Source organism: Patulibacter americanus DSM 16676 (genome assembly GCF_000420025.1).
GTDB classification, from domain to species: Bacteria; Actinomycetota; Thermoleophilia; order Solirubrobacterales; family Solirubrobacteraceae; genus Patulibacter; species Patulibacter americanus.
Genome location: NZ_ATUD01000001.1, coordinates 437952 through 456826, shown reverse-complemented (window position 1 = coordinate 456826; position 18875 = coordinate 437952). Strand labels below are relative to the sequence as shown.

General features: G+C 75.7%; 19 protein-coding genes. 14 read left to right on the top strand and 5 right to left on the bottom strand.

What is annotated here, in order from left to right; genetic code table 11:
* The first annotated feature begins 24 nt into the window (after positions 1-24).
* From F593_RS29100 to F593_RS27640, 9 genes are all read left to right on the top strand, one after another.
* A complete protein-coding gene (locus tag F593_RS29100) occupies positions 25-846 on the top strand; it encodes a nucleotide exchange factor GrpE (protein WP_022927126.1) in 822 nt (273 codons plus the stop codon).
* Between the two features lie 78 nt (positions 847-924).
* Positions 925-2073 carry a molecular chaperone DnaJ gene (gene dnaJ, locus F593_RS0102195; protein WP_022927125.1) on the top strand — a complete coding sequence of 383 codons (1149 nt, stop codon included), beginning with the start codon at positions 925-927 and terminating at the stop codon, positions 2071-2073.
* Between the two features lie 4 nt (positions 2074-2077).
* The gene (locus F593_RS21785; protein ID WP_022927124.1) at positions 2078-2695 is read left to right on the top strand and encodes a heat shock protein transcriptional repressor HspR; all 618 of its coding nucleotides are present in this window, start codon (positions 2078-2080) and stop codon (positions 2693-2695) included.
* A gap of 70 nt (positions 2696-2765) precedes the next feature.
* Entirely contained in the window at positions 2766-3998 is a 1233-nt protein-coding gene (locus F593_RS0102185) for a glycerophosphoryl diester phosphodiesterase membrane domain-containing protein (RefSeq protein WP_022927123.1), read from the top strand.
* A gap of 65 nt (positions 3999-4063) precedes the next feature.
* Positions 4064-4765, top strand: coding sequence for a hypothetical protein (locus tag F593_RS0102180; protein ID WP_022927122.1), 702 nt, complete (start codon positions 4064-4066; stop codon positions 4763-4765).
* Positions 4762-5841 carry a DUF4350 domain-containing protein gene (locus F593_RS29660; RefSeq protein ID WP_022927121.1) on the top strand — a complete coding sequence of 360 codons (1080 nt, stop codon included), beginning with the start codon at positions 4762-4764 and terminating at the stop codon, positions 5839-5841. The genes F593_RS0102180 and F593_RS29660 overlap by 4 nt, the downstream gene beginning before the upstream one ends.
* Positions 5838-6773: an AAA family ATPase gene (locus tag F593_RS0102170; protein ID WP_022927120.1), complete on the top strand. Its 936-nt coding sequence runs from the start codon at positions 5838-5840 to the stop codon at positions 6771-6773. The genes F593_RS29660 and F593_RS0102170 overlap by 4 nt, the downstream gene beginning before the upstream one ends.
* Positions 6770-8044 carry a DUF58 domain-containing protein gene (locus F593_RS27645; RefSeq protein WP_022927119.1) on the top strand — a complete coding sequence of 425 codons (1275 nt, stop codon included), beginning with the start codon at positions 6770-6772 and terminating at the stop codon, positions 8042-8044. The genes F593_RS0102170 and F593_RS27645 overlap by 4 nt, the downstream gene beginning before the upstream one ends.
* Before the next feature lie 161 nt (positions 8045-8205).
* Positions 8206-8871, top strand: coding sequence for a TetR/AcrR family transcriptional regulator (locus F593_RS27640; RefSeq protein ID WP_022927118.1), 666 nt, complete (start codon positions 8206-8208; stop codon positions 8869-8871).
* Here F593_RS27640 and F593_RS0102155 read toward each other — a convergent pair.
* The gene (locus tag F593_RS0102155; protein ID WP_022927117.1) at positions 8868-9875 is read right to left on the bottom strand and encodes a stage II sporulation protein M; all 1008 of its coding nucleotides are present in this window, start codon (positions 9873-9875) and stop codon (positions 8868-8870) included. The genes F593_RS27640 and F593_RS0102155 overlap by 4 nt on opposite strands.
* Before the next feature lie 4 nt (positions 9876-9879).
* Here F593_RS0102155 and F593_RS21770 point away from each other — a divergent pair, with 4 nt between their 5' ends.
* The gene (locus F593_RS21770; RefSeq protein ID WP_022927116.1) at positions 9880-10623 is read left to right on the top strand and encodes an RDD family protein; all 744 of its coding nucleotides are present in this window, start codon (positions 9880-9882) and stop codon (positions 10621-10623) included.
* Positions 10624-10653: 30 nt separating this feature from the next.
* Here F593_RS21770 and F593_RS21765 read toward each other — a convergent pair whose 3' ends face one another.
* The 4 genes from F593_RS21765 to F593_RS0102130 all read right to left on the bottom strand — a co-directional run bounded on the left by F593_RS21765 (position 10654) and on the right by F593_RS0102130 (position 14046).
* A complete protein-coding gene (locus F593_RS21765) occupies positions 10654-11313 on the bottom strand; it encodes a phosphatase PAP2 family protein (protein ID WP_022927115.1) in 660 nt (219 codons plus the stop codon).
* A gap of 43 nt (positions 11314-11356) precedes the next feature.
* Positions 11357-11635, bottom strand: coding sequence for a hypothetical protein (locus tag F593_RS27635; protein ID WP_157251490.1), 279 nt, complete (start codon positions 11633-11635; stop codon positions 11357-11359).
* Entirely contained in the window at positions 11622-11852 is a 231-nt protein-coding gene (locus F593_RS27370) for a hypothetical protein (RefSeq protein ID WP_051160371.1), read from the bottom strand. Before F593_RS27370 ends, F593_RS27635 begins: the two co-directional genes overlap by 14 nt.
* 457 nt (positions 11853-12309) lie before the next feature.
* Complete coding sequence (locus F593_RS0102130; RefSeq protein ID WP_022927114.1) at positions 12310-14046, bottom strand: sigma-70 family RNA polymerase sigma factor; 1737 nt, start codon at positions 14044-14046, stop codon at positions 12310-12312.
* Between the two features lie 303 nt (positions 14047-14349).
* On the opposite strand from F593_RS0102130, the gene F593_RS21755 reads away from it, so the two are divergent.
* Genes F593_RS21755 through F593_RS0102110 form a run of 4 tightly spaced genes read left to right on the top strand, consistent with a single transcriptional unit; the run spans position 14350 to position 18874 of the window.
* Positions 14350-15615, top strand: coding sequence for a branched-chain amino acid ABC transporter substrate-binding protein (locus F593_RS21755; RefSeq protein WP_022927113.1), 1266 nt, complete (start codon positions 14350-14352; stop codon positions 15613-15615).
* 57 nt (positions 15616-15672) lie between these two features.
* Positions 15673-16749, top strand: coding sequence for a branched-chain amino acid ABC transporter permease (locus tag F593_RS21750; protein ID WP_022927112.1), 1077 nt, complete (start codon positions 15673-15675; stop codon positions 16747-16749).
* The gene (locus F593_RS21745; protein WP_022927111.1) at positions 16749-17948 is read left to right on the top strand and encodes a branched-chain amino acid ABC transporter permease; all 1200 of its coding nucleotides are present in this window, start codon (positions 16749-16751) and stop codon (positions 17946-17948) included. Before F593_RS21750 ends, F593_RS21745 begins: the two co-directional genes overlap by 1 nt.
* Positions 17945-18874, top strand: coding sequence for an ABC transporter ATP-binding protein (locus tag F593_RS0102110; RefSeq protein ID WP_022927110.1), 930 nt, complete (start codon positions 17945-17947; stop codon positions 18872-18874). Before F593_RS21745 ends, F593_RS0102110 begins: the two co-directional genes overlap by 4 nt.
* The last annotated feature ends 1 nt before the right edge of the window (position 18875 follow it).

Below are 18875 nucleotides of genomic sequence, written 5' to 3'. Positions count from 1 at the left end.
CGTCCGGACATCGAGGAGCACGCCATGAGCGAGAAGAACGAGCACCCGGGCACGCCGGACGGCCGTCCGACCCCCGCCCCCACCGGATCCGGTGGGGGCGGCGGTCAGGGCGCCGAGACGGATCGCCCGATCCCGGCGGACAAGCGTCGTCCCGACGTCTCCTCCGCGGCGAACAACAACGCCCCGGAGGACGGCGCCACCTCGGGTGACGTCGACAACGACTTCCAGCCCAACCGCGCCGGTGACTCGGCGCCGGGCGTGAAGCCGGACGGTCGTCCCGAGGGCGAGGGCGCCGCGTCGACCCCCGCCGACGTCAACGCCACCACGAAGGGCGACGACGCCGAGGACGACGAGGACGCCGACCCTGCCACCGGCGGGGCCTCCCCGGAGGCACCCGCCGAGGCGGCGGCGCCCGTCGAGGAGGAGCCGGACTGGAAGGACCGCTACCTGCGGTCCGTCGCGGAGCTCGACAACGTGCGCAAGCGCGCCCGTCGCGACGCCGCGATGGGCGAGGCCCGCGGGGTCTCCCGCCTGGCGCGCGAGCTCCTGCCCGCGCTGGACAACCTCGACCGCGCGCTCGCGCACGTCGGCGACGCCGAGCACGACGCGCAGCTCGTCGAGGGCCTGCGGATCGTGCACCGCGAGCTGCACGCCGCGCTGTCCTCCGCCGGGATCGAGGCGTTCGACCCGACGGGCGAGCAGTTCGACCCGCGCCTCCACGAGGCGCTCACGCAGCAGCCGGCGGGCGACGACGTCACGCCGGGCACGATCGTCACCGTCTACCAGGCGGGCTACCGCCGGGGCGACGACGTGCTGCGGGCGGCCAAGGTCGTCGTCGCGGGCTGACCGCGCGGCCGGTGGGCGCTCGCCCACCGGCCACCCGCGGTTCCCCCTTCCCTTCCCCTCTGACCCGAAGACGCAGCGATGGCGACACGACAGGACAACGGCCCGGACCTCTACGCGGTCCTCGGGGTCGACAAAAAGGCGTCCGCCGACGAGATCAAGAAGGCGTACCGCAAGCTCGCCCGCGAGTACCACCCGGACCGCAACCCCGGGGACGAGGCGGCGGAGGAGCGGTTCAAGCAGGTCTCGGCGGCCCACGACATCCTGTCCGACGCCGACAAGCGCAAGGAGTACGACAAGGCCCGCGCGTTCGGCGGCCTGGGCGGCGCGTTCTCCGGCGGGGGCGGCGCTCCGAGCGGGTTCGACTTCGGCGACTCCGGGATCGGCGACATCCTGGGCAACGTCTTCGGGCGGGCCACGGGCGCGGGGACCCGGCCGGGCACCGGTGCGGGCGGGCGGACGCGGTCCAACCAGCAGCGGGGTCGCGACCTCGAGGCCGGCGTCACGCTCTCCTTCCGCCAGGCGATGGACGGCGCCCAGGTGCCCCTGAGCGTGCGGACGACCGCGACCTGCGGCACCTGCGCGGGGACGGGGGCCGAGCCGGGCACGAGCCCGACGGTCTGCCCACGCTGCCAGGGCCGGGGCGTCGAGTCCCAGGGCCAGGGCCTCTTCTCCATCAGCCAGCCGTGCTCGCGCTGCCACGGCGCCGGCACGATCATCGAGAAGCCCTGCCACACCTGCCACGGCGAGGGGGCGATCCACGCGACGAAGCGCTACCGCGTGAACGTGCCCGCCGGGGTCAAGGAGGGCTCGCGCGTGCGCCTGGCCGGCAAGGGCGAGGCGGGCCGCGGCGGCGGTCCTCCCGGTGACCTCTTCGTCGTCACGCACGTGACGCCGTCGCAGATCTTCGAGCGTCACGGGGACGACGTCGAGGTGACCGTCCCGCTCTCCATCGCCGAGGCCGTCCAGGGCGCCGACGTCGACGTCCCGACGCTCGACGGTCGCAAGAAGCTGCGCGTCGCGCCGGGCACGAAGCACGGCACGGTGCAGCGCCTGCGCGGCGAGGGCCCGCCGAAGCTCGGCTCGGGCACGCCGCCGCGGGGCGACATCCGCTACCGGTTCGTCATCGAGGTGCCGCAGCCGTCCACGGACGAGCAGCGCGAGGCCGTCGGCAAGCTCGCCGACCTCTTCCCGTCCGCCGGACGCGAGCGCCTCTTCGCCGAGGAGTGACCCCATGGCCGACCACGACATCCACCCCGACACCGACGGCCCGACCCCCGGCGAGGCCGACGCGTCCGCCCCGGCGGGCGGGCGGTCCCCGGGGCGTCGCCGGACGGCCCGGGTCACCACGACCACCACGACGACGACCACGATCGAGGTCGACGCCGACCGCGGCGTCTTCATGATCTCCGTCGCCGCCGAGCTGGCCGAGATGCACCCGCAGACCCTGCGGATGTACGAGCAGCGCGGCCTGATCGAGCCGAAGCGCTCGCCGAAGGGCACCCGGCTCTACAGCCACAGCGACGTCGATCGTCTGCGCCGGATCCAGCAGATGACGAACGACCTGGGCCTGAACCTGGCCGGGGTCGAGCAGGTGCTCGAGCTCGAGAACCAGCTCGAGCGCGAGAAGCGCCGCTACGCCCGCGCGGCCGAACGGCTCGAGCAGCTGCAGCGCGAGACCGTCGAGATGCGCGACCGCCTGCGCGCCGAGATGGAGGCCGAGATCGACAAGCTGCGCAAGCGCAACGAGCTCGTGCCCTACCACGGCACCCGCACGACGGCGATCGTGCACTTCCGCCCGGCACCGCCGGAGCCGCAGGACGTCCACGAGGTCCACGAGGGCGACGAGTAGGGCGTTCGCGGGTCGACGGACCAGCGGCTAGGGTGCCGGGCACCCGAGTCCGCGTGGAGGACGTCCCGCTGTGAGCACCCCTGAGTCCCCGAGGCCGGCCCTGCCGGTCGGCCTGACCCTCGACCGCGGATTCGCGCTTCTGCGCCGCCATCCACGGGCGCTGCTGCTGCCGCAGCTCGTGCTCAACGTGCTGCCGGCGCTGTTCGGGCTCGTGCTGGTGGGGGTGGGCTACCTGCTCCTGGGCGACGTGCGGACGCGGACGGAGCAGGTCCGCGAGTCGACGTTCCTCGGCGACAGCCGGCTCGTCACCCGCGAGGTCGCGGACTACTCCTCGGGCCAGCAGGTGCTGCTCGGCGTGCTGATCGCGATCGGCGCGCTCGTCTTCGTGTGGTTCCTGCTCGCCGCCTACGTCTCCGTCGTGCGCGGAGCCGACCGGGCCGTCGAGGGTCGCCCGCACCTGCCGCTGGGCCGTGCGATGCGCGAGTCGCTGACGGCCACGCCCAAGCTCTTCGGCCTGGGCATCGTCTTCTACCTCGGGATGGTCGTCGTCTTCGCGGGCCTGGCGCTCGTCGTGGTGCTCGCGGCGCAGCTCGCGGGCGCCCTGGCCGTCCTCGTCGGGCTCGCCGCCTTCCTGGCCCTCGTGTACCTCGTGGTCCGCGTGCTGCTGTGGCCCGTCGTGCACCTGAGCGAGGCGACGGGGGTCCGGAGCTACCGCCGGGCGTGGGACCTGACCCGGGGCCGCTTCTGGTCGGTCTTCGGTGTGCTGCTGCTCGTGGGCATCGTCGTCAGCGTGGTCTCCACGGTGCTCTCGCTCGGGCTCCAGCTCGTGGTCGGCGGCCTCTTCGCCCTCGACGAGACCGTCGGCGCGGTCAGCGTCATCCCCTACGTCGTGCTCCTCGTCGGCCTCAGCGTGATCACGACCGCCGGCTTCATCGCCCCGGTCGTCGTCGCCTACCGCACGCTCGCCGGCCGCGACACCGCCGAGCTGTGGCAGGCGGCCGAGGCGATGGGCGGCCCGGGCCGCGACGCGGGCGACGCCGCGGCGGGCCCGCCGGCCGAGCCCGGCGTGCGGCGCTGGGCGTCCGACGAGCCGCCCATCGCCGGGGCGGGCTCTGGCGGCGCCGGTGGCGTGTCGAGCGGGTCCGCGGCGGGCGGGAGCTCGGAGCGGCTGTGGTCCGGCGACGCGGCCGAGCGGCCCGAGGGCGCGGCCGACCGGCCGGGCGGCCTGCCCGCCGCCGACGCGCCCGCCGACCCCGGCATGGACCGCTGGAAGCGCGGCGCGGACGACGGGGAGCGGGCCTGAGTCACGGGCGCCGCGCGCGGGTCCGGCCCGCGCTCCGCGTCGCCCCGGCGTGCCGCGCCGCCCTGGTGGTCGCGCTGGCCCTGCTCGTCTCGGCGCTGCCGGCGCCGGGCGGCACGTCCCCGGGGTGGGCCGCGGGGACGTGGCCCGGCCCGGCACGCGCCGCCGCGCAGACCACCGCGGTCCCGCCCACGCCGGGCGAGCGCGCCACGGCCGACCGGCTGCGCGGCGTCGCCCGCGATGTCCTGCGCGACCCGGACGAGGCGGGGGACGACCTCGATCTGCAGGGCGCCGGCGGTGTCGTGTGGCGCGTGCTGCTCGTCCTGCTCGTCGCCGTGTTGGTGCTGGTGGCGGTGCGGCTCGCCCGTCGCGGACCGCGGCGGCGGGCGGCGGCGCTCGCCCCGGCGGCGGCCTCCGCCGACGACCTGGCCGCGCTGGAGCGGGCGGCCCGCGACGCCGAGGCGCGCGGCGCGCACCGCGAGGCCGTCCTGCTCTGGTTCCGTGCGGGCGCGCGCCGCCTCACCGACCGTCGCGGTTTGCGGGTCCCCGCCCTCGCCACCGCGGGACAGGTCGCGCGCGCGGCCGGCGACCCACGCGTGACCGCGCTGGCCGCCGGCTACGACCGGGCCGCCTACGGCCCCGCGCCCGTCGGCCCCGCGGCGAGCGCCGGCGCGCGCGAGGGCTGGACGGCCGTGCTGCGCGCCCCTGGGCCCGGCGCCGCCGCGCCGGCCGATCCCGACGCCTCGCACGACCCCGGGGCCGCGACGTGAGCCGCCGCATCGTCCTGGGCCTGCTCTCGGCGCTCGTCGCCCTGGGCATGGTCCTGACCGCGCTGAACGCCCGCCCCGAGCCCGCCCCGCCGACGCCCGACGGGTGGACGAGCGGCGAGCCCGGCGGCGTCGGCGGCTGGGCGGCCGTGCTGTCCCGCGAGGGGGTGCGGCTGCGCGTGCGGGACGTCGACCCGGCGGACCTGCGGCTCCTGCCGGGCACGACCTACCTGTTCGGCGAGGACGCGCTCGACGACGCGGACGCCCGGCGCGTGGCCCGCGAGGCACGGCGCGGCGCCCGCGTCGTCGCCGTGGGCCGCGACGCGTGGCGGATCGCGCGCGTCCTGCGCCTGGACGCCCCGGGCGGCGAGGCCCAGGGGGACGCCGTGCGGGTCGCGCGCGAGCCCGAGACCGCGGCGGTGGTCGCCGTCGCCCGCGACGGCGCGGTCTGGCCGTCGACGCCGTCCCGCACCCGGCCGCTGCTCGCGGTCGGGGCGCGCGCCGTCGCCGTCGCCGTGCCGGTCGGCCGGGGGCGGGTCGTCCTCGTGCCTGACCGCGGGATCGTCGAGAACGCCGGCCTCGTGCGGGCCGACAACGCCGCGTTCGCCGTCGCCCTGGCGGGCCGCGGACGCGTCGTCGCGCTGCGGCCGCGCGAGGAGGCGACGGCGTTCGGCGGCGTGCCGGCCCGCGGGGTCACGGTGGTGTTGCTGCTCGTGCTCGCGGCAGGGGCGGCGATGCTCTCGCGCGGTCGCCGTCTCGGGCCGCCGACGGAGCCGGACGAGCCCCCGAGCCCGGGCCGCTCCGCCTACGTCGACGCGCTGGCCGCGCTGCTCGCCCGGACCCCCGACCGGGGCCGGGCCGCGGAGCGGCTGCGGGCCCGCGGCCGCACCGTCCTGGCCCGCCGCGTCGGCCTGCCGCCCGACCCCACGCCCGACGACGTGCGCGCCGCCGCGCGGCGTGCGGGCCTGGACGACGCCGACGCCGCCGCGCTGGCCGGCACGGGACCGTCGTCCGCCACCCCCGTCGATGTCCGAGCCGTCGGGCGGGCCCTCGCCCGCCTGGAAGGAGACCCCGCATGATCGAGATCGTCACCGCACTGCGCGAGGAGGTCGGCCGTGTCGTGCGCGGAGCCGACGCGACCGTCGACCTGCTCGTCGCCGCCGCGACGCTGGGCGGCCACGTGCTGCTCGAGGGTCCGCCCGGCGTGGCCAAGACGCTGACCGCCACCGCGCTCGCGCGGGCGCTCGACGTCGAGAGCTCGCGGATCCAGCTCACCCCGGACATGCTGCCCAGCGACGTCACCGGCACCGTCGCGCTCCGCGGCGGCGAGCTCGTGTTCCGCCCCGGCCCGGTGTTCACGAACCTGCTGATCGCGGACGAGATCAACCGCACCCCGCCGAAGACGCAGTCCGCGCTGCTCGAGGCGATGCAGGAGGGCGCGGTCTCCGTCGACGGCGAGCGCCACCCGCTCCCCGAGCCGTTCCTGCTCGTGGCGACCCAGAACCCGATCGAGCAGGAGGGGACCTACCCGCTGCCCGAGGCGCAGCTCGACCGCTTCCTCTTCCGCGTGCACGTCGGCTATCCCGACGAGGCGGCGGAGCGCGAGGTCGTCGTGGCCGCGCGCGAGGGCCTGCGCCCGGCGGCGCTGCACGACGTGCGGCCCGTGGTCGACGCGGCCGCGCTGCGGGACGCGCGGGCGACGGTGGGCGACACGTTCGTCCACGACGACGTCGCCGCCTACGTCGTCGCCTTGGTGCGGGCGACCCGGGGGCTGCCGAGCGTCACGCTCGGCGCCAGCCCCCGCGCCGGGGTGCACCTGCTCGCTGCCGCGCAGGCCACGGCCCGCATCGCCGGGCGCGACTTCGTGACCCCGGACGACGTGCGCGCGGTCGCCGAGCCCGTGCTCGCCCACCGGCTCGTGCTGAGCCCGGAGGCGGCGCTCGAGGGCACGCGCGACGTCGACGCCGTGGCCGCCGCGCTCTCCTCCGTCCCGGTGCCGGCGGCGCGGTGAGCCCGACGCCCCGCGTTGCGGCGCTGCTCTGCGCCTGCGCGGCCCTGGCCGTGCTGCTGCCCCCGACCGTGGGCGTGCTCGCGGCCGTGCTCGTCGTGCTGCTCGCGGTGCTCGACGGGTTCCTCGCCCGCCGCCGGCCGCCGGTGCTGCGGGTCGACGCGCCGGGGATCGCGCCGCGCGGCGGGACCGTCGACGTGGTGGTGGAGCCCGAGACGGCCGAGCCGGGCCTGCGGATCCGCCTGACGGGTATCCCCGGCCTGCGGGTGGAGGAGGGCGAGGGCCTCGGCCGGGTGACGGCGCGGGTGACCGCCGAGCGCCGCGGCCGCCACGTGCTGCCGCCGCCCGTCGCCCGGCGCACCGGGCCGCTCGCCCTCGGGCGCTGGGACCACCGCGCGACGGACGGCGCCGAGCTGCGGGCGCTGCCGGACTACCGCGCGGCGCACGCGCTCGCGGCCGTCGTGCGCACCGGCGGCGCGGCGACCGGGCTGCGTACGCGTGGGCCCTACGGGCTGGGCACGGAGTTCGACCACGTGCGCGACTACGCGCCGGAGGACGACATCCGGCAGGTCAACTGGCGCGCCACCGCCCGTGCGGGGCGGCCGATGAGCAACCAGCGCCGGGTGGAGTCCGACCGCGATGTCGTGCTGCTCGTCGACGCTGGCCGGCTCGGCGCCGCCCCCGCGGACGCCGCCGGCGACGCCGCCTCGCCGGGCGGGGCGACGCGCCTGCTCGACGTGTGGCTCGACGCCGCCGCGGCGGTCGCCGCGACCGCCGACGCGCTCGAGGACCACGTGGGCGCCGTCGCCTACGACGCGCACGTGCGGACCCGGCTGGCGCCGCGTCGCGCCGGGGGCGACGCCGTCGTCCGCGCGCTGCACGACCTCGAGCCGGCGCCGGTCGACAGCGACCACGAGCGCGCGTTCCGGGCCGTCGGCGGCGCCCGCCGCGCGTTCGTCCTCGTCCTGACCGACCTGCTCGACGAGGCGGCGGCCGCCCCGCTGCTCGCCGCGGCGCCGCTGCTCGCGCGCCGCCACGCGCTCTGCGTCGCGACCGTGGAGGAGCCGCGCCTGCGCGCGCTGGCGACCACGGCGCCGGACGACGAGCTCGGCGCGCTCGCCCAGGCCGTCGCCGTCGACGTCCGCCGGGAGCGCGACGCCGTCGCGGCCCGCCTGCGGGCGCTGGGCGCCCAGGTGCTCTCCGTCCCGCCGCGCGGGCTGGCCGCCGCGAGCGTCGACGCCTACCTGCGGGCGAAGCGTCGCGGCGTGATGTGAGCGCCGTCCTGGCGCGCCGTGGTGCGCGTCGCCGCGGCCGCGGGCCCCGCAGCCCGGGGTCGTCGCACCCCGCGGTAGGGTAGCCGCGCCCCGGCGTGCGTACGCCGTTCTGGCGTCGTCCCCGCCGGCCGTCCCGCCGGTCCCTCCACCAGGAGCCTCCGATGTCCGTACCGCGTGATCGCGTACCCGGCCGCGAGCTGACCCCGCGTCGGCGCCGCCTGTTGGAGGACGAGCGACGACGGCTGCTGCAGGCGGTGGTCGACGCGGTCGTCACCGTCGGCTACGACGAGATCACGGTCCGCGGGATCTGCGAGGCCGCGGACGTCAGCGCCCGGCGTGGGTTCTACCGCCACTTCGCCGACGTGCGCTCGGCGTTCGTCGAGGCGTGCCTCGACATCGACCGGGGGCTGCGGGCGACGGCGGCCGTCGCGTTGCGGGCGTCGGCCGACGTCGAGCCGCGCGAGCGGGTGCGGGCGTGCGTGGAGGCGATCGTCGGCTTCCTGACCGACGACCCCGTGCGGGCCGAGGCGCTGCTCGTGCACGGTCCCGCCGGCGGGACCGAGATCGCGCAGGCGCGCGACACGACGATGACGCGGTTTGCCGACCACCTCCGGGAGCTCACGGCGCCCCTGGTGGATCCCGAGGCGCCGACGGACGAGCTGGTGATCCGGATGGCGCTCGGCGGTGCGCACGAGACGATCCACCGGCAGCTCGTGGCGGGCGCGGTCGACGAGCTGCCGGAGCAGGTGCCGCAGCTCGTGGACCTGCTGCTGCTCCCGTTCGCCCCGCGCGGGGCGCGGGTCGGGGGCGAGTCGGGCCGGGGCTAGCCGGCGGGGCGTGCCGCGGGCGCCGCGGCGGACGGCGCCGTCCCGGACGTCACCGTGCCGCGCGGCGTGCGGCCCCGGATCGCCACGAGCGCCCAGTACGCCCCGCCCAGGCCGAGGCCGAGCGCCGTGACGGCGAGGGCGGACCAGCCGGCGGGGGAGACGAAGCCCTCGACGATCCCGCAGACCACGAGGAAGGGCGCGGTGCCGACGACCACGAGCACGGTCGGCCGCGCCGCGTCGCGGATCGCCAGCCGCCGCGGCCGGTCACCCGGGTCGACGACGGCCCAGCCCACGCGCATGCCGGCGGCGGCGCCGACCACGATGCAGCTCAGCTCGAGCACGCCGTGGGCCACGACGAGGTGCAGCACGCGGTCGAGGTTGCCGTTGGCCGCCGCGACCCCCAGCACCGCGCCGAGGATCGCCCCGTTGAACGCGACGAGCAACACCGCCGGGGCGACGCAGCCGAGCCCCGCGACGAACGCGATCAGCGTGACGCGGATGTTGTTCGTGAACAGCTGCGACGAGAACGCCGCCGACTCCGACGACGCCAGCCCGCGGTCGAGCGTGGGCGGCGCCGCGCCGTCGATGAAGTCGCCGGGGACGAGCGTCGCGGCGGCCGCGGGGTCCACGGCGCCCCAGATCCCCACGAGGAGCGCGGGGACGAGCAGGGCGAGTGCCGCGACCCCGAGCCAGCGGCCGAGCGCGTGGACCTGCGCCCAGTACTCGCGGCGCACGAAGTCGCGCAGCGAGCGGCGCGCACCGGCGCGGCCGTAGACGAGCGCCCGGGCCCGCCGGACGAGCAGCTCGAGCCGTGCGACGACCGGGTCGCCGGGGTAGGCGCGGCGGGCGTGCGCGAGGTCGGCGGCCACGGAGCGGTACGCGGCGCCGAGCTCGAGGACGCCGTCGGCCCCCAGGCGCTCTGGCCGGGATCCCGCGCGACGCAGCTGGGCCTCGAGCGCGTCCCACGACGGGGTGCGATCGGCCAGGAAGCGGGATAGGGTCACGGCCGTGCAGGACTATCACGACCACCTCGCGATCTCCACCCCGGAGGCCGTCGACGTGGTCCTCGACCTGGCCGGTCCCGGCACGCGGATCTCGAGCGGGGCGATCGACCTGGCGGGGCAGCTCCTGCTCGGCGGCCTGGGCGCGCTGGCGCTCCACGCGCTCGCCGACCCGCTCGGCCCCGACTGGTCGGCGGTCCTCGCGGCGATCGGGGGCTTCGCGCTGCTCTTCGTCTACGACGTCGCGTGGGAGCTCCTCAACGACGGCCGCACGCCCGGGAAGGCGCTCCTGGGCCTGCGGGTCGTGCGTGACGACGGGCGAAGGGTCGACGGCGCGTCCAGCGCGGTGCGCAACCTGCTGCGGCTCGTGGAGCTGCCGCTGGCCTACGCGCCCGGGATCGTGATGGTCACGCTCACGCGCCGCCACCAGCGGCTCGGTGACCTGGTCGGCGGCACGCTCGTCGTCCGCGAGCCGCGGCGGACGTCGCGGGCGCTCGCGGCGGCCGCGGAGGGCGCCGGGACGGACGCGGCGGACGACCTGCGGCTCGACACCGCGGGCCTGACGGACCACGACCGCTCCACGGCTCGCGCGTTCGCGGCGCGCCACGCCACCCTGGACCCGGAGGAGCGCCGCGCCCTCGCGGCGGCGATCGCCGCGGCCCTGCGCGCCCGGCTCGGCGGCGTGCCGCCCGGCGTCGGCGACGAGGCGCTCGTCCTGGCGGTCGCCCGCGGCGCGAGCCTGCGCGGCTGAACGCGACGTCGCGGCGTCAAGCCCGGCCGTCTAGTCCAGCGTCCCGCCGAGCACGCCCGCCCGCCGGGCGCCGGCCACCACCGCCACCGCGCACGCCACGCCCAGCGTCCAGCCGCCGACGACGTCCGTCGGGCTGTGGACGCTCAGGACCACCCGGCTGATCCCGACGACGACGGCGACGCATGCCCCCGCGAGCACCCACCGCCAGGCGGGATGGCCGTGGCGGGCGGTGCGCGCGGTCAGCGCCAGGACGAGCCCGAGCGCGATCCAGCCCGCCGCGGACTGCGTGGAGTGCCCCGACGGGAACGCGGTCGAACGCTCGACGACCTCGCGGAGGGCGAGTGGTGGCCGCGGCCGCTCGACGACCAGCTTGATCAGCGGGGCGAGCGCGGCGCCGACCAGCAGCGCGACGACGGGCACGGCCGCGGCGGCGGGCCGCAGCCAGTGGGCGGCCACCAGCGCGATCCCGATCACGATCAGCGCGATCCCGGCCCACAGCGCGTCGCCGAGGTTCGTGACGGCGCGCGCCAGGTCGACGAGGAACGGCGAGCGCCCGGCGGCCACGGAGCTGACGACGTCGGCGTCCCAGTCCGTGACGGCGTTCCGCCCGCGGACCACCACGCCGAGGACGGCGATCAGGAGCGCGCAGGCGAGCAGCAGGGGCAGCGGACGGCGCAGGACTCGGGGCACGGCCACCGAGCATCGCATCGCGAGCCCGTGGCCGTCCAACCCGTTACGGCCGGGGGCGGTCCGCCCCGACGGCCGGCGCGGCCACCGGGGTCTGCGCGGGCAGCTCCCCGGAGCGGGCGGATGGCCGTGCGTCCCCGGCGTGGTGGGTGCCCACGGCGAGGATCACGAGCAGCTCGCAGACGACCACGACGCAGATCACCGCGAACAGCCGCCGGCGGAGCGCGGGCGTCCCGCCCGGGAGCTCGCCGTGCAGCGCCCGCAGCAGCACGCCGTCCTGGGGGCGACGGCCGACGCCGCCCCCGAGGCTCCTAGCGGCGGACACGCGGGTCGTTCTCGTAGACGACCGGCCGCTCGACGAGCGCGTCGCGACGACGGGCGTAGGTCAGGCCGTAGAGCAGGCTGATGACCAGGCCGACCACGCCGATGACCATGAGGATCGTGCCGGCGGTGTGGATGCTGAAGCCGGAGGTGCTGGCGGTGACGGCGAAGCGGAGGATGGCCCCGATCGCGATCAGGGCGAGGGAGGTGCCGTAGGTCATGCCGACGCCCCCTTCGGGGTGGCGGGGGACGGGTGGGTGACGGGGGCACTCGGGATGCGGTGCTGCATGGATGACTCCTCCTGCGGACGGTGGGACCGTCGGCGTCGCGCGGCGGCCGTCGCGGCCACCGCTGTCCTGGTCCGGTGCTCCTACAACGGGCGGGCGCGCCGGAGGTCAGGAGGTTCCGCGCCGACCGACGCGCGACCGGCGTCGGGCGACCGGGGGAGAAGAGGTGAGCGCCCGGCCGCCGTCCCCGCGACCGGGCGCTCGAGTCCGTCCGCCGTCCCGCGGCCGGACCCTGTCCCCGCGCTCCGTCCCGAGCGCGGCCGTGACCCAGGCGCCGGGGGATCAGGGCGCCGAGATCGCGGGAGGTGTGTGTCCCTCGCCTCTACAACGCACGGACGGGCGGAAAGGTCAGGAGGTAGTTCGCGAACCCGTCGCGGGGCAGGAACGGCCGCTAGTCGTCGTCGCGGTCGTCGTCCTCGTCGTCGTCCCCGTCGTCTTCGTCCTCGTCCTCGTCCTCGTCGCCGCCCTTGGGCCGGCCGCTGCCGGCGGACTCGGGCCTGCCGGGGGACTCCGGCCGGCCGGCCGGCGCGGAGCCGGCCGCACCGGGGCCCGGGGTCGGGGCCTGCCCGTTCGGCGTCGGGGGTTTGGGCGCGGGGGCGGCGCCGTCCTTCGGCGCATCGGGACCGGGCGCCGGGTCCTTCGGCCTCTCCGGCTTGGCCTTCTCGGCCTTCGCCCTGTCCGCCTTCGCCTTGTCGGCCTTGGCCCTGTCGGCCTTCGCCTTGTCGGCCTTCGCCTTGTCGGCCTTGGCCTTGTCGGCCGGGGAGCTGTCGGGCTTCGGGGCGCGGTCGCTCGGCGCGGTCTCCCGGGGAGCATCGTCGTCGCGGGCGTCGGCCGCGGCGTCGCGGCCGCCCTCGCGGGACCGGCCGGAGCCCGCGCCAGAGCGGTCGCGGGTCGGCGCGTCGGCCGCCGGCGGAGCGTCCGAGCGGGTGTCGGCGTTGGGCGTGGCGCTGCGGGGCTCGCCCGCGGAGGGGTCGGGGTCGTCGCCACCGGCGCCGGCGCCCTCGCGGCGGTCCGCGGCACCGCGCAGCTTCGGGCGCTCGCCCGACTCGCCCGTCACGCCGCGCTCGTCCCGCGTCTCGCCGGACGCGCCTGTGCCACCGCCGCCCGCGCCGCCCGTGCCGCCCGTCGGTCCGCCCGCGCCCTCCTGCGCCGCCTGGGCCGCCTCCGGGCCCGCGCCGGCGCCGTCCCCGCCGCGCTCGGCGACGGTCACGCCGCCGATCGCCACGGCGCCGACGGCCAGGGCGGCCGCGACCTTCGTGCCGACCGTGGCCGAGAGGCCGGGCAGCACGCCGCTGAGGAAGCCCCCGCCGGCGGCGGTCCCCGCACCGACGCCGGCCGTCCCGGCGGCCGAGGCACCGAGGAACCCCAGCCCGCCAAGCCCGCCCGCCGCCGGCAGCGGCGCGAGCAGCCCGAGGTCCGTCGGCCGCCGCCGGAGCGCGGCCTCGAACGCGCGGCAGCCCCCGCAGGACTCGAGGTGCGCCTTGACGGCCTTGCCGCGCAGGGTGCGGCGGTCGCCGTCGGACAGCGAGCGACAGAGCGCGTCGCAGTCCATCGCGCGGCCCTCCTCGCGGGTGTGGAGCGCCTGGCGGGCCTCGTAGACGCTCTGCTTGGCGGCCGACGGGGTGATGCCGAGGGCGGCGGAGGTCTCGGCGAACGACAGGCCGACGAGCTCGCGCAGCAGCAGGGCGCTGCGCTGCTGCTGCGTCAGGCGCTGCAGGTCGGCCTCGAGGGCGTGCAGCCGCTCGCGGGTCTCGAGCTCCGTGCTCGACACGCGGTCGGAGACGTCGATCGCCGCGTCCAGGTCGGCGTGGGGCCGGCGGGCCCGCAGCAGGTCGATCGACTCGTTGTGGGCGATCCGGAACAGCCAGGGGCGCAGGGCGATGCGTCGCGTCTCGCCCGGCAGCTTCTCGAGCGCCTTGACCATCGTGCTCTGCAGCGCGTCGGTGGCGTCGTGCTCGTTGCCGACGATGGAGCGGCAGTACCGGAAGAGCGCCTCGTGGTGCCGACTGAAGATGGCCGCGAAGGCCGCTTCGTCGCCGCGCGCGGCCTGCCGGACGAGGCGGCTGTCGCCCCCGCCACGCCAGGAGGAGGGAGACGATGGACGGGTGCTGAGGCTCGAAGGTTCCATGGTCGCCCGCCGGACGCACCGCGGGAGGGGCGGGACCGACCGACTCACCGTACCCACCCGGCGTGGGGCGACACGCCGATCTGGACAGGTGGCGCGCCCGGTGTACCGCCCGCGCGCACGAGCTCACGGGCCTGCGCGCACGAGGCGCAGCTCGGCCACGGGGCACGCCATCACTGACGGCGTATCCCGTTGTCGCACGTGCACCGTCCGCGTTTCGCCCCTCGTCGGAGATTGGGATCCCACCGCGGCTCTAGGCTCGCGCCGTACGTCCCAGCGAGTAGGTAGGAACCGATGAACTCAAGAATGCGCATTCTGGCCTCGACGGCCGCGGTAGCGACCGCGGCCGTGGGCCTGGCCGCCTGCGGCGGCAGCGACGACGAAGGCTCCGGCGGCGGGGGCGGCGGCGAGTCCGCGTCCTCCGTGACCGTGCTCTCGAGTCTTCCGCTGCAGGGCGCCTCGAAGGATCAGCTGGCCGCGATGGTCAACGGCATCAAGCTCGCCCTGGACGAGAACGGCGGCAAGGCCGGCAGCGTCAGCGTGAAGTACCAGTCGCTCGACGACTCGACCGCCCAGGCGGGCAAGTGGGACCCGACGCAGACCGGCGCCAACGCGCGCAAGGCCGTGTCGGACAAGTCCGTGGTCGCCTACATCGGCGAGTTCAACTCGGGCGCCTCCCAGATCTCGATGCCGGTGCTCAACCAGGCCGGGATCGCCCAGGTCTCGCCGGCCAACACCGCCGTCGGCCTGACCACGGACGAGCCGGGTGCCGAGTCCGGCGAGCCGCAGAAGTACGCCCCGACGGGCAAGAAGACCTACATGCGCATCGTGCCGCGCGACACGATCCAGGGCCAGGCGCTGCTCGCCACCCTCAAGAAGGAGGGCTGCACCAAGGTCGCGGTCGCCAACGACCAGGAGACCTACGGCGCGGGCCTCGCGAAGGTCATGGGCCTGAAGGCGCAGGAGGCGGGCATCACGATCACGTCGAACACCGGCGTGCAGCCCGACGCGGCGAACTTCCGCGCCTACGCGGCGAAGATCAAGGGCGAGGGCGCGGACTGCTTCGTGTTCTCCGGCGTGACGGCCAACGGCGCGGCGCAGATCTACAAGGACGTCGACGCGGCGATCCCGGGCGTCAAGCTCTACGGCCCGGACGGCGTGTGCGAGTCGGGCCTCACCAACCCCGGCAAGGGCGGCCTGCCGAAGGCCCTGGCCGAGCGGTTCAAGTGCACCGTCGCGACGCTCGAGCTGAAGAGCTACCCGGGCGGCAACGAGTTCCTGACGGCCTACACGAAGGCCTACAACGACGACGCGCCGGACCCGTACGCCATCTACGGCTACGAGGCCATGAAGCTCATCCTCGACACGATCGAGAAGGGCGGCCCGGAGAAGGCCAACCGCGCCGGCGTCCTCGAGGGCCTGCTGGCCACGAAGGACCGCGACTCGGCCCTCGGCAAGTACGGCTTCGACGAGAACGGCGACACGACGCTGACGGCATACGGCCTCTACGAGGTCGGGGACGACGGCAACCCCAAGTTCGCCGAGCAGATCGAGGCCACGGCCACGCGCTAGGCGCCCTGACGACGCGGCGCGGGGCCTCGGCCCCGCGCCTCGTCGCCGACGCTCTCCATGGCTACGAACACACCCGCCGCGGGCCCTCGGGCCCGGCGGTTTCCCCTTCTCAACGACCAGGGTCGTGAGCGCGCAGGACAGTGGGCGCTCATCATCCTGCTCCTCGCGCTGCCGGTCTACTACGGCATCAGCGACCTGACGGGCGACCAGGGCAACCTGTCGCGCCTCGCCACCAACCTCTTCGAGGGCGTGTCCAACGGCACGATCCTCGCCCTCATCGCCGTCGGCTACACGCTGGTCTACGGCATCATCGAGCTGATCAACTTCGCCCACGGCGACGTGTTCATGATCGGCTCGTTCGTCTCCGTCGGGCTCTTCGGCACGCTCGGCCTGACGCTCGCGACGGGGCCGCTCGGCGTCGTCGTCGGCCTGCTGGTCTGCCTGATCGTGGCGATGGTCGTCACGGGCTCGCTCAACGTCTTGATCGAACGGGTGGCCTACCGGCCGCTGCGCGACGCGCCCAAGCTCGCGCCGCTCATCACCGCGGTCGGGTTCAGCTTCATCCTGCAGAACGTCGGCCTGCTGTGGCTCGGCGGCTCCCCCAAGAGCATCCCGGACCTGATCCGGGCGCAGGAGACGATCGCGACCGTCCTCGGCGTCGAGATCAGCCGCGCCGACATCGTGGCGATCGCCGTCGCGGTGCCGCTGATGATCGCGATCACCCTGTTCATCTCGCGCTCGCGGATGGGCAAGGCGATGCGCGCCACCGCGCAGGACCCCGACGCGGCGCGCCTCATGGGCATCAAGGTCGACTCCACGATCTCGCTGACGTTCATGCTCGGCGGCATGCTGGCCGGCGCCGCCGGTCTGCTCTACGCCCTGTACCAGACCAACGTCTGGTACTTCCAGGGCTTCCAGGCGGGCCTGCTCGCGTTCACCGCCGCGGTCATGGGCGGCATCGGCAACCTCCGCGGCGCCGTCGCGGGTGGTCTGATCATCGGCTGCATCCAGCAGATCGCGGACAACCGCATCGGCACCCAGTGGACGCCGGCGATCGTGTTCGCCTACCTCATCCTGATCATGGTGTTCCGCCCGCGCGGGCTGTTCGGCGAGCAGACGAGGGAGGCCGGCTGATGGCCACGTTCGACTCGGTCATGCAGCGGCCCGTCGGCCCTCGTGGCATGACGGTCTCCACGATCGCCGCGATCGCGATCGTGGCCTTCGCGATCGTGTTCCCGCTGTTCTTCGACCCGCTCTCCGGGTTCCTGGGCACCTCGATCCAGGCGCTGGCCTACGTCGTGATGGCCCTCGGCCTGAACGTCGTGGTCGGCTTCGCGGGCCTCCTCGACCTCGGTTACGTCGCGTTCTTCGCCATCGGCGCGTACACGACGGGCTGGGTCATGTCGGGCTTCTACGGCGAGGCGAACATCCACGTGTTCGTCACCAGCACGGTGGAGGCCCTCCCGGGCATCCACATGAACTTCCTGCTGGTCCTCGTGATCGCGGCGCTCTTGTGCGCCGTCGCCGGCGTGGTCATCGGCCTGCCGACGCTGCGCCTGCGCGGCGACTACATCGCGATCGTGACCCTGGCCTTCGGCGAGATCATCCGCGTGTTCGCGATCAACGGGCCCGAGATCCGCCCGTTCGGCGAGAACTACCCGCTCACGCAGGGCAAGCAGAGCATCACGCCGATCGACCAGATCGACTTGCCATTCCTCGAACCTCTGAACTCGATCCTGAGTCTCCGGGGCTACTACTGGGTCATCCTCGGGATCGTCCTCGTGTGCCTGTTCGTCGTCCTGCGGCTGCGCGACTCGCGCATCGGCCGGGCGTGGATCGCGCTGCGCGAGGACGAGGTCGCCGCCGCTTCCATGGGCATCCCGCTCGTGAAGACGAAGCTCCTGGCGTACCTCGTCGGCGGCGCGATGGGCGGGCTCTCGGGCGCGTTCCTCGGCCCCTTCATCCAGGTCGTCAACGCCGACCAGTTCGCGTTCTCCTTCTCGATCTTCATCCTCGCCATGGTCATCCTCGGCGGGCTCGGATCGGTCTGGGGCGCGGTGATCGGGGCGCTCGTCCTGACGTTCGTCAACAACTACCTCATCCCGGACGTCCTCAACGGCGTGCCGGGCGCGCTCGGGCTCGACTTCCAGTTCTCGGATCTCGGGTTCGGCGTGTTCGGGTTCCTGCTCGTGATCGTCATGATCCTGCGGCCGCAGGGGCTCTTCCCGGAGCGCCGGCGGGCGATCGAGCTGACCGAGGGCCTGGACGGACCGCCCGGCGGCCCGCCGATGGGCGCGACGCCGGCACCCACCACGACGAGGGGCGAGGCATGAGCGACCAGCCCAGCGAGAACACCGAGGCCGCCGGCGGCATGACCGGCGGCGAGGGCGCCCCGCGGCCCGCCGCGGACGCCACGACCGGAGCCGCGCCCCAGGGCGCGGGCACCGGCGGCGCGACCGCCGTGGGCGCGGGGACGACGGAGGTCGCCGACGACGCGCTGCTGGCGGCGCTCGGCGTGTCGAAGCGCTTCGGCGGCCTGCAGGCCATCGCGGAGGTCGACTTCGTCGTCCGCCCGAACGCGATCGCGGCCATCATCGGCCCGAACGGCGCCGGGAAGACGACGTTCTTCAACATGCTGACCGGCCTGTACAAGCCGTCGTCGGGCTCGATCACGTTCCGCGGCCAGGACGTCAGCCGGGCCCGCCCGGACGTCATCTCCGCCATGGGGATGTCGCGCACGTTCCAGAACATCCGGCTCTTCGGCACGATGACCGCCGTCGAGAACGTCCTCGTCGGCGCGCACGCGCGGATGAAGGGCGGGGTCGTCGGCTCGATCTTCCGCACGCCGAAGGTGCGGGCGGAGGAGAAGGCCGGGCGCGACCGGGCGCGGGAGCTGCTGACGGAGGTCGGGATCGACACCCGCTGGCACGACCACCTCGCGATCAACCTGTCCTACGGAGATCAGCGCCGGGTGGAGATCGCCCGGGCGCTGGCGTCCGACCCGTCCCTGCTGCTGCTGGACGAGCCGGCCGCCGGCATGAACCCGTCGGAGTCCGACGCGCTCAGCGCCCTCATCCGCCGTCTGCGGGACGACCGTGGGCTGGCGATCCTCCTCATCGAGCACGACATGAAGGTCGTCATGAACATCAGCGACCGGGTGACCGTCTTCGACCACGGCGAGAAGATCGCCGAGGGCGAGCCCCTGGCGGTGCGCGCGGATCCGCGCGTCGTCGAGGCCTACCTCGGGAAGCAGGGCTGAC

Bases quoted from the DNA above. Each gene is read 5' to 3' on its own strand.
- F593_RS29100 (WP_022927126.1), top strand. From the start codon at position 25: ATGAGCGAGAAGAACGAGCACCCGGGCACGCCGGACGGCCGTCCGACC.
- dnaJ (WP_022927125.1), top strand. From the start codon at position 925: ATGGCGACACGACAGGACAACGGCCCGGACCTCTACGCGGTCCTCGGG.
- F593_RS21785 (WP_022927124.1), top strand. From the start codon at position 2,078: ATGGCCGACCACGACATCCACCCCGACACCGACGGCCCGACCCCCGGC.
- F593_RS0102170 (WP_022927120.1), top strand. From the start codon at position 5,838: ATGATCGAGATCGTCACCGCACTGCGCGAGGAGGTCGGCCGTGTCGTG.
- F593_RS27640 (WP_022927118.1), top strand. From the start codon at position 8,206: ATGTCCGTACCGCGTGATCGCGTACCCGGCCGCGAGCTGACCCCGCGT.
- F593_RS27370 (WP_051160371.1), bottom strand. From the start codon at position 11,852: ATGACCTACGGCACCTCCCTCGCCCTGATCGCGATCGGGGCCATCCTC.
- F593_RS0102130 (WP_022927114.1), bottom strand. From the start codon at position 14,046: ATGGAACCTTCGAGCCTCAGCACCCGTCCATCGTCTCCCTCCTCCTGG.
- F593_RS21755 (WP_022927113.1), top strand. From the start codon at position 14,350: ATGCGCATTCTGGCCTCGACGGCCGCGGTAGCGACCGCGGCCGTGGGC.
- F593_RS21750 (WP_022927112.1), top strand. From the start codon at position 15,673: ATGGCTACGAACACACCCGCCGCGGGCCCTCGGGCCCGGCGGTTTCCC.
- F593_RS21745 (WP_022927111.1), top strand. From the start codon at position 16,749: ATGGCCACGTTCGACTCGGTCATGCAGCGGCCCGTCGGCCCTCGTGGC.
- F593_RS0102110 (WP_022927110.1), top strand. From the start codon at position 17,945: ATGAGCGACCAGCCCAGCGAGAACACCGAGGCCGCCGGCGGCATGACC.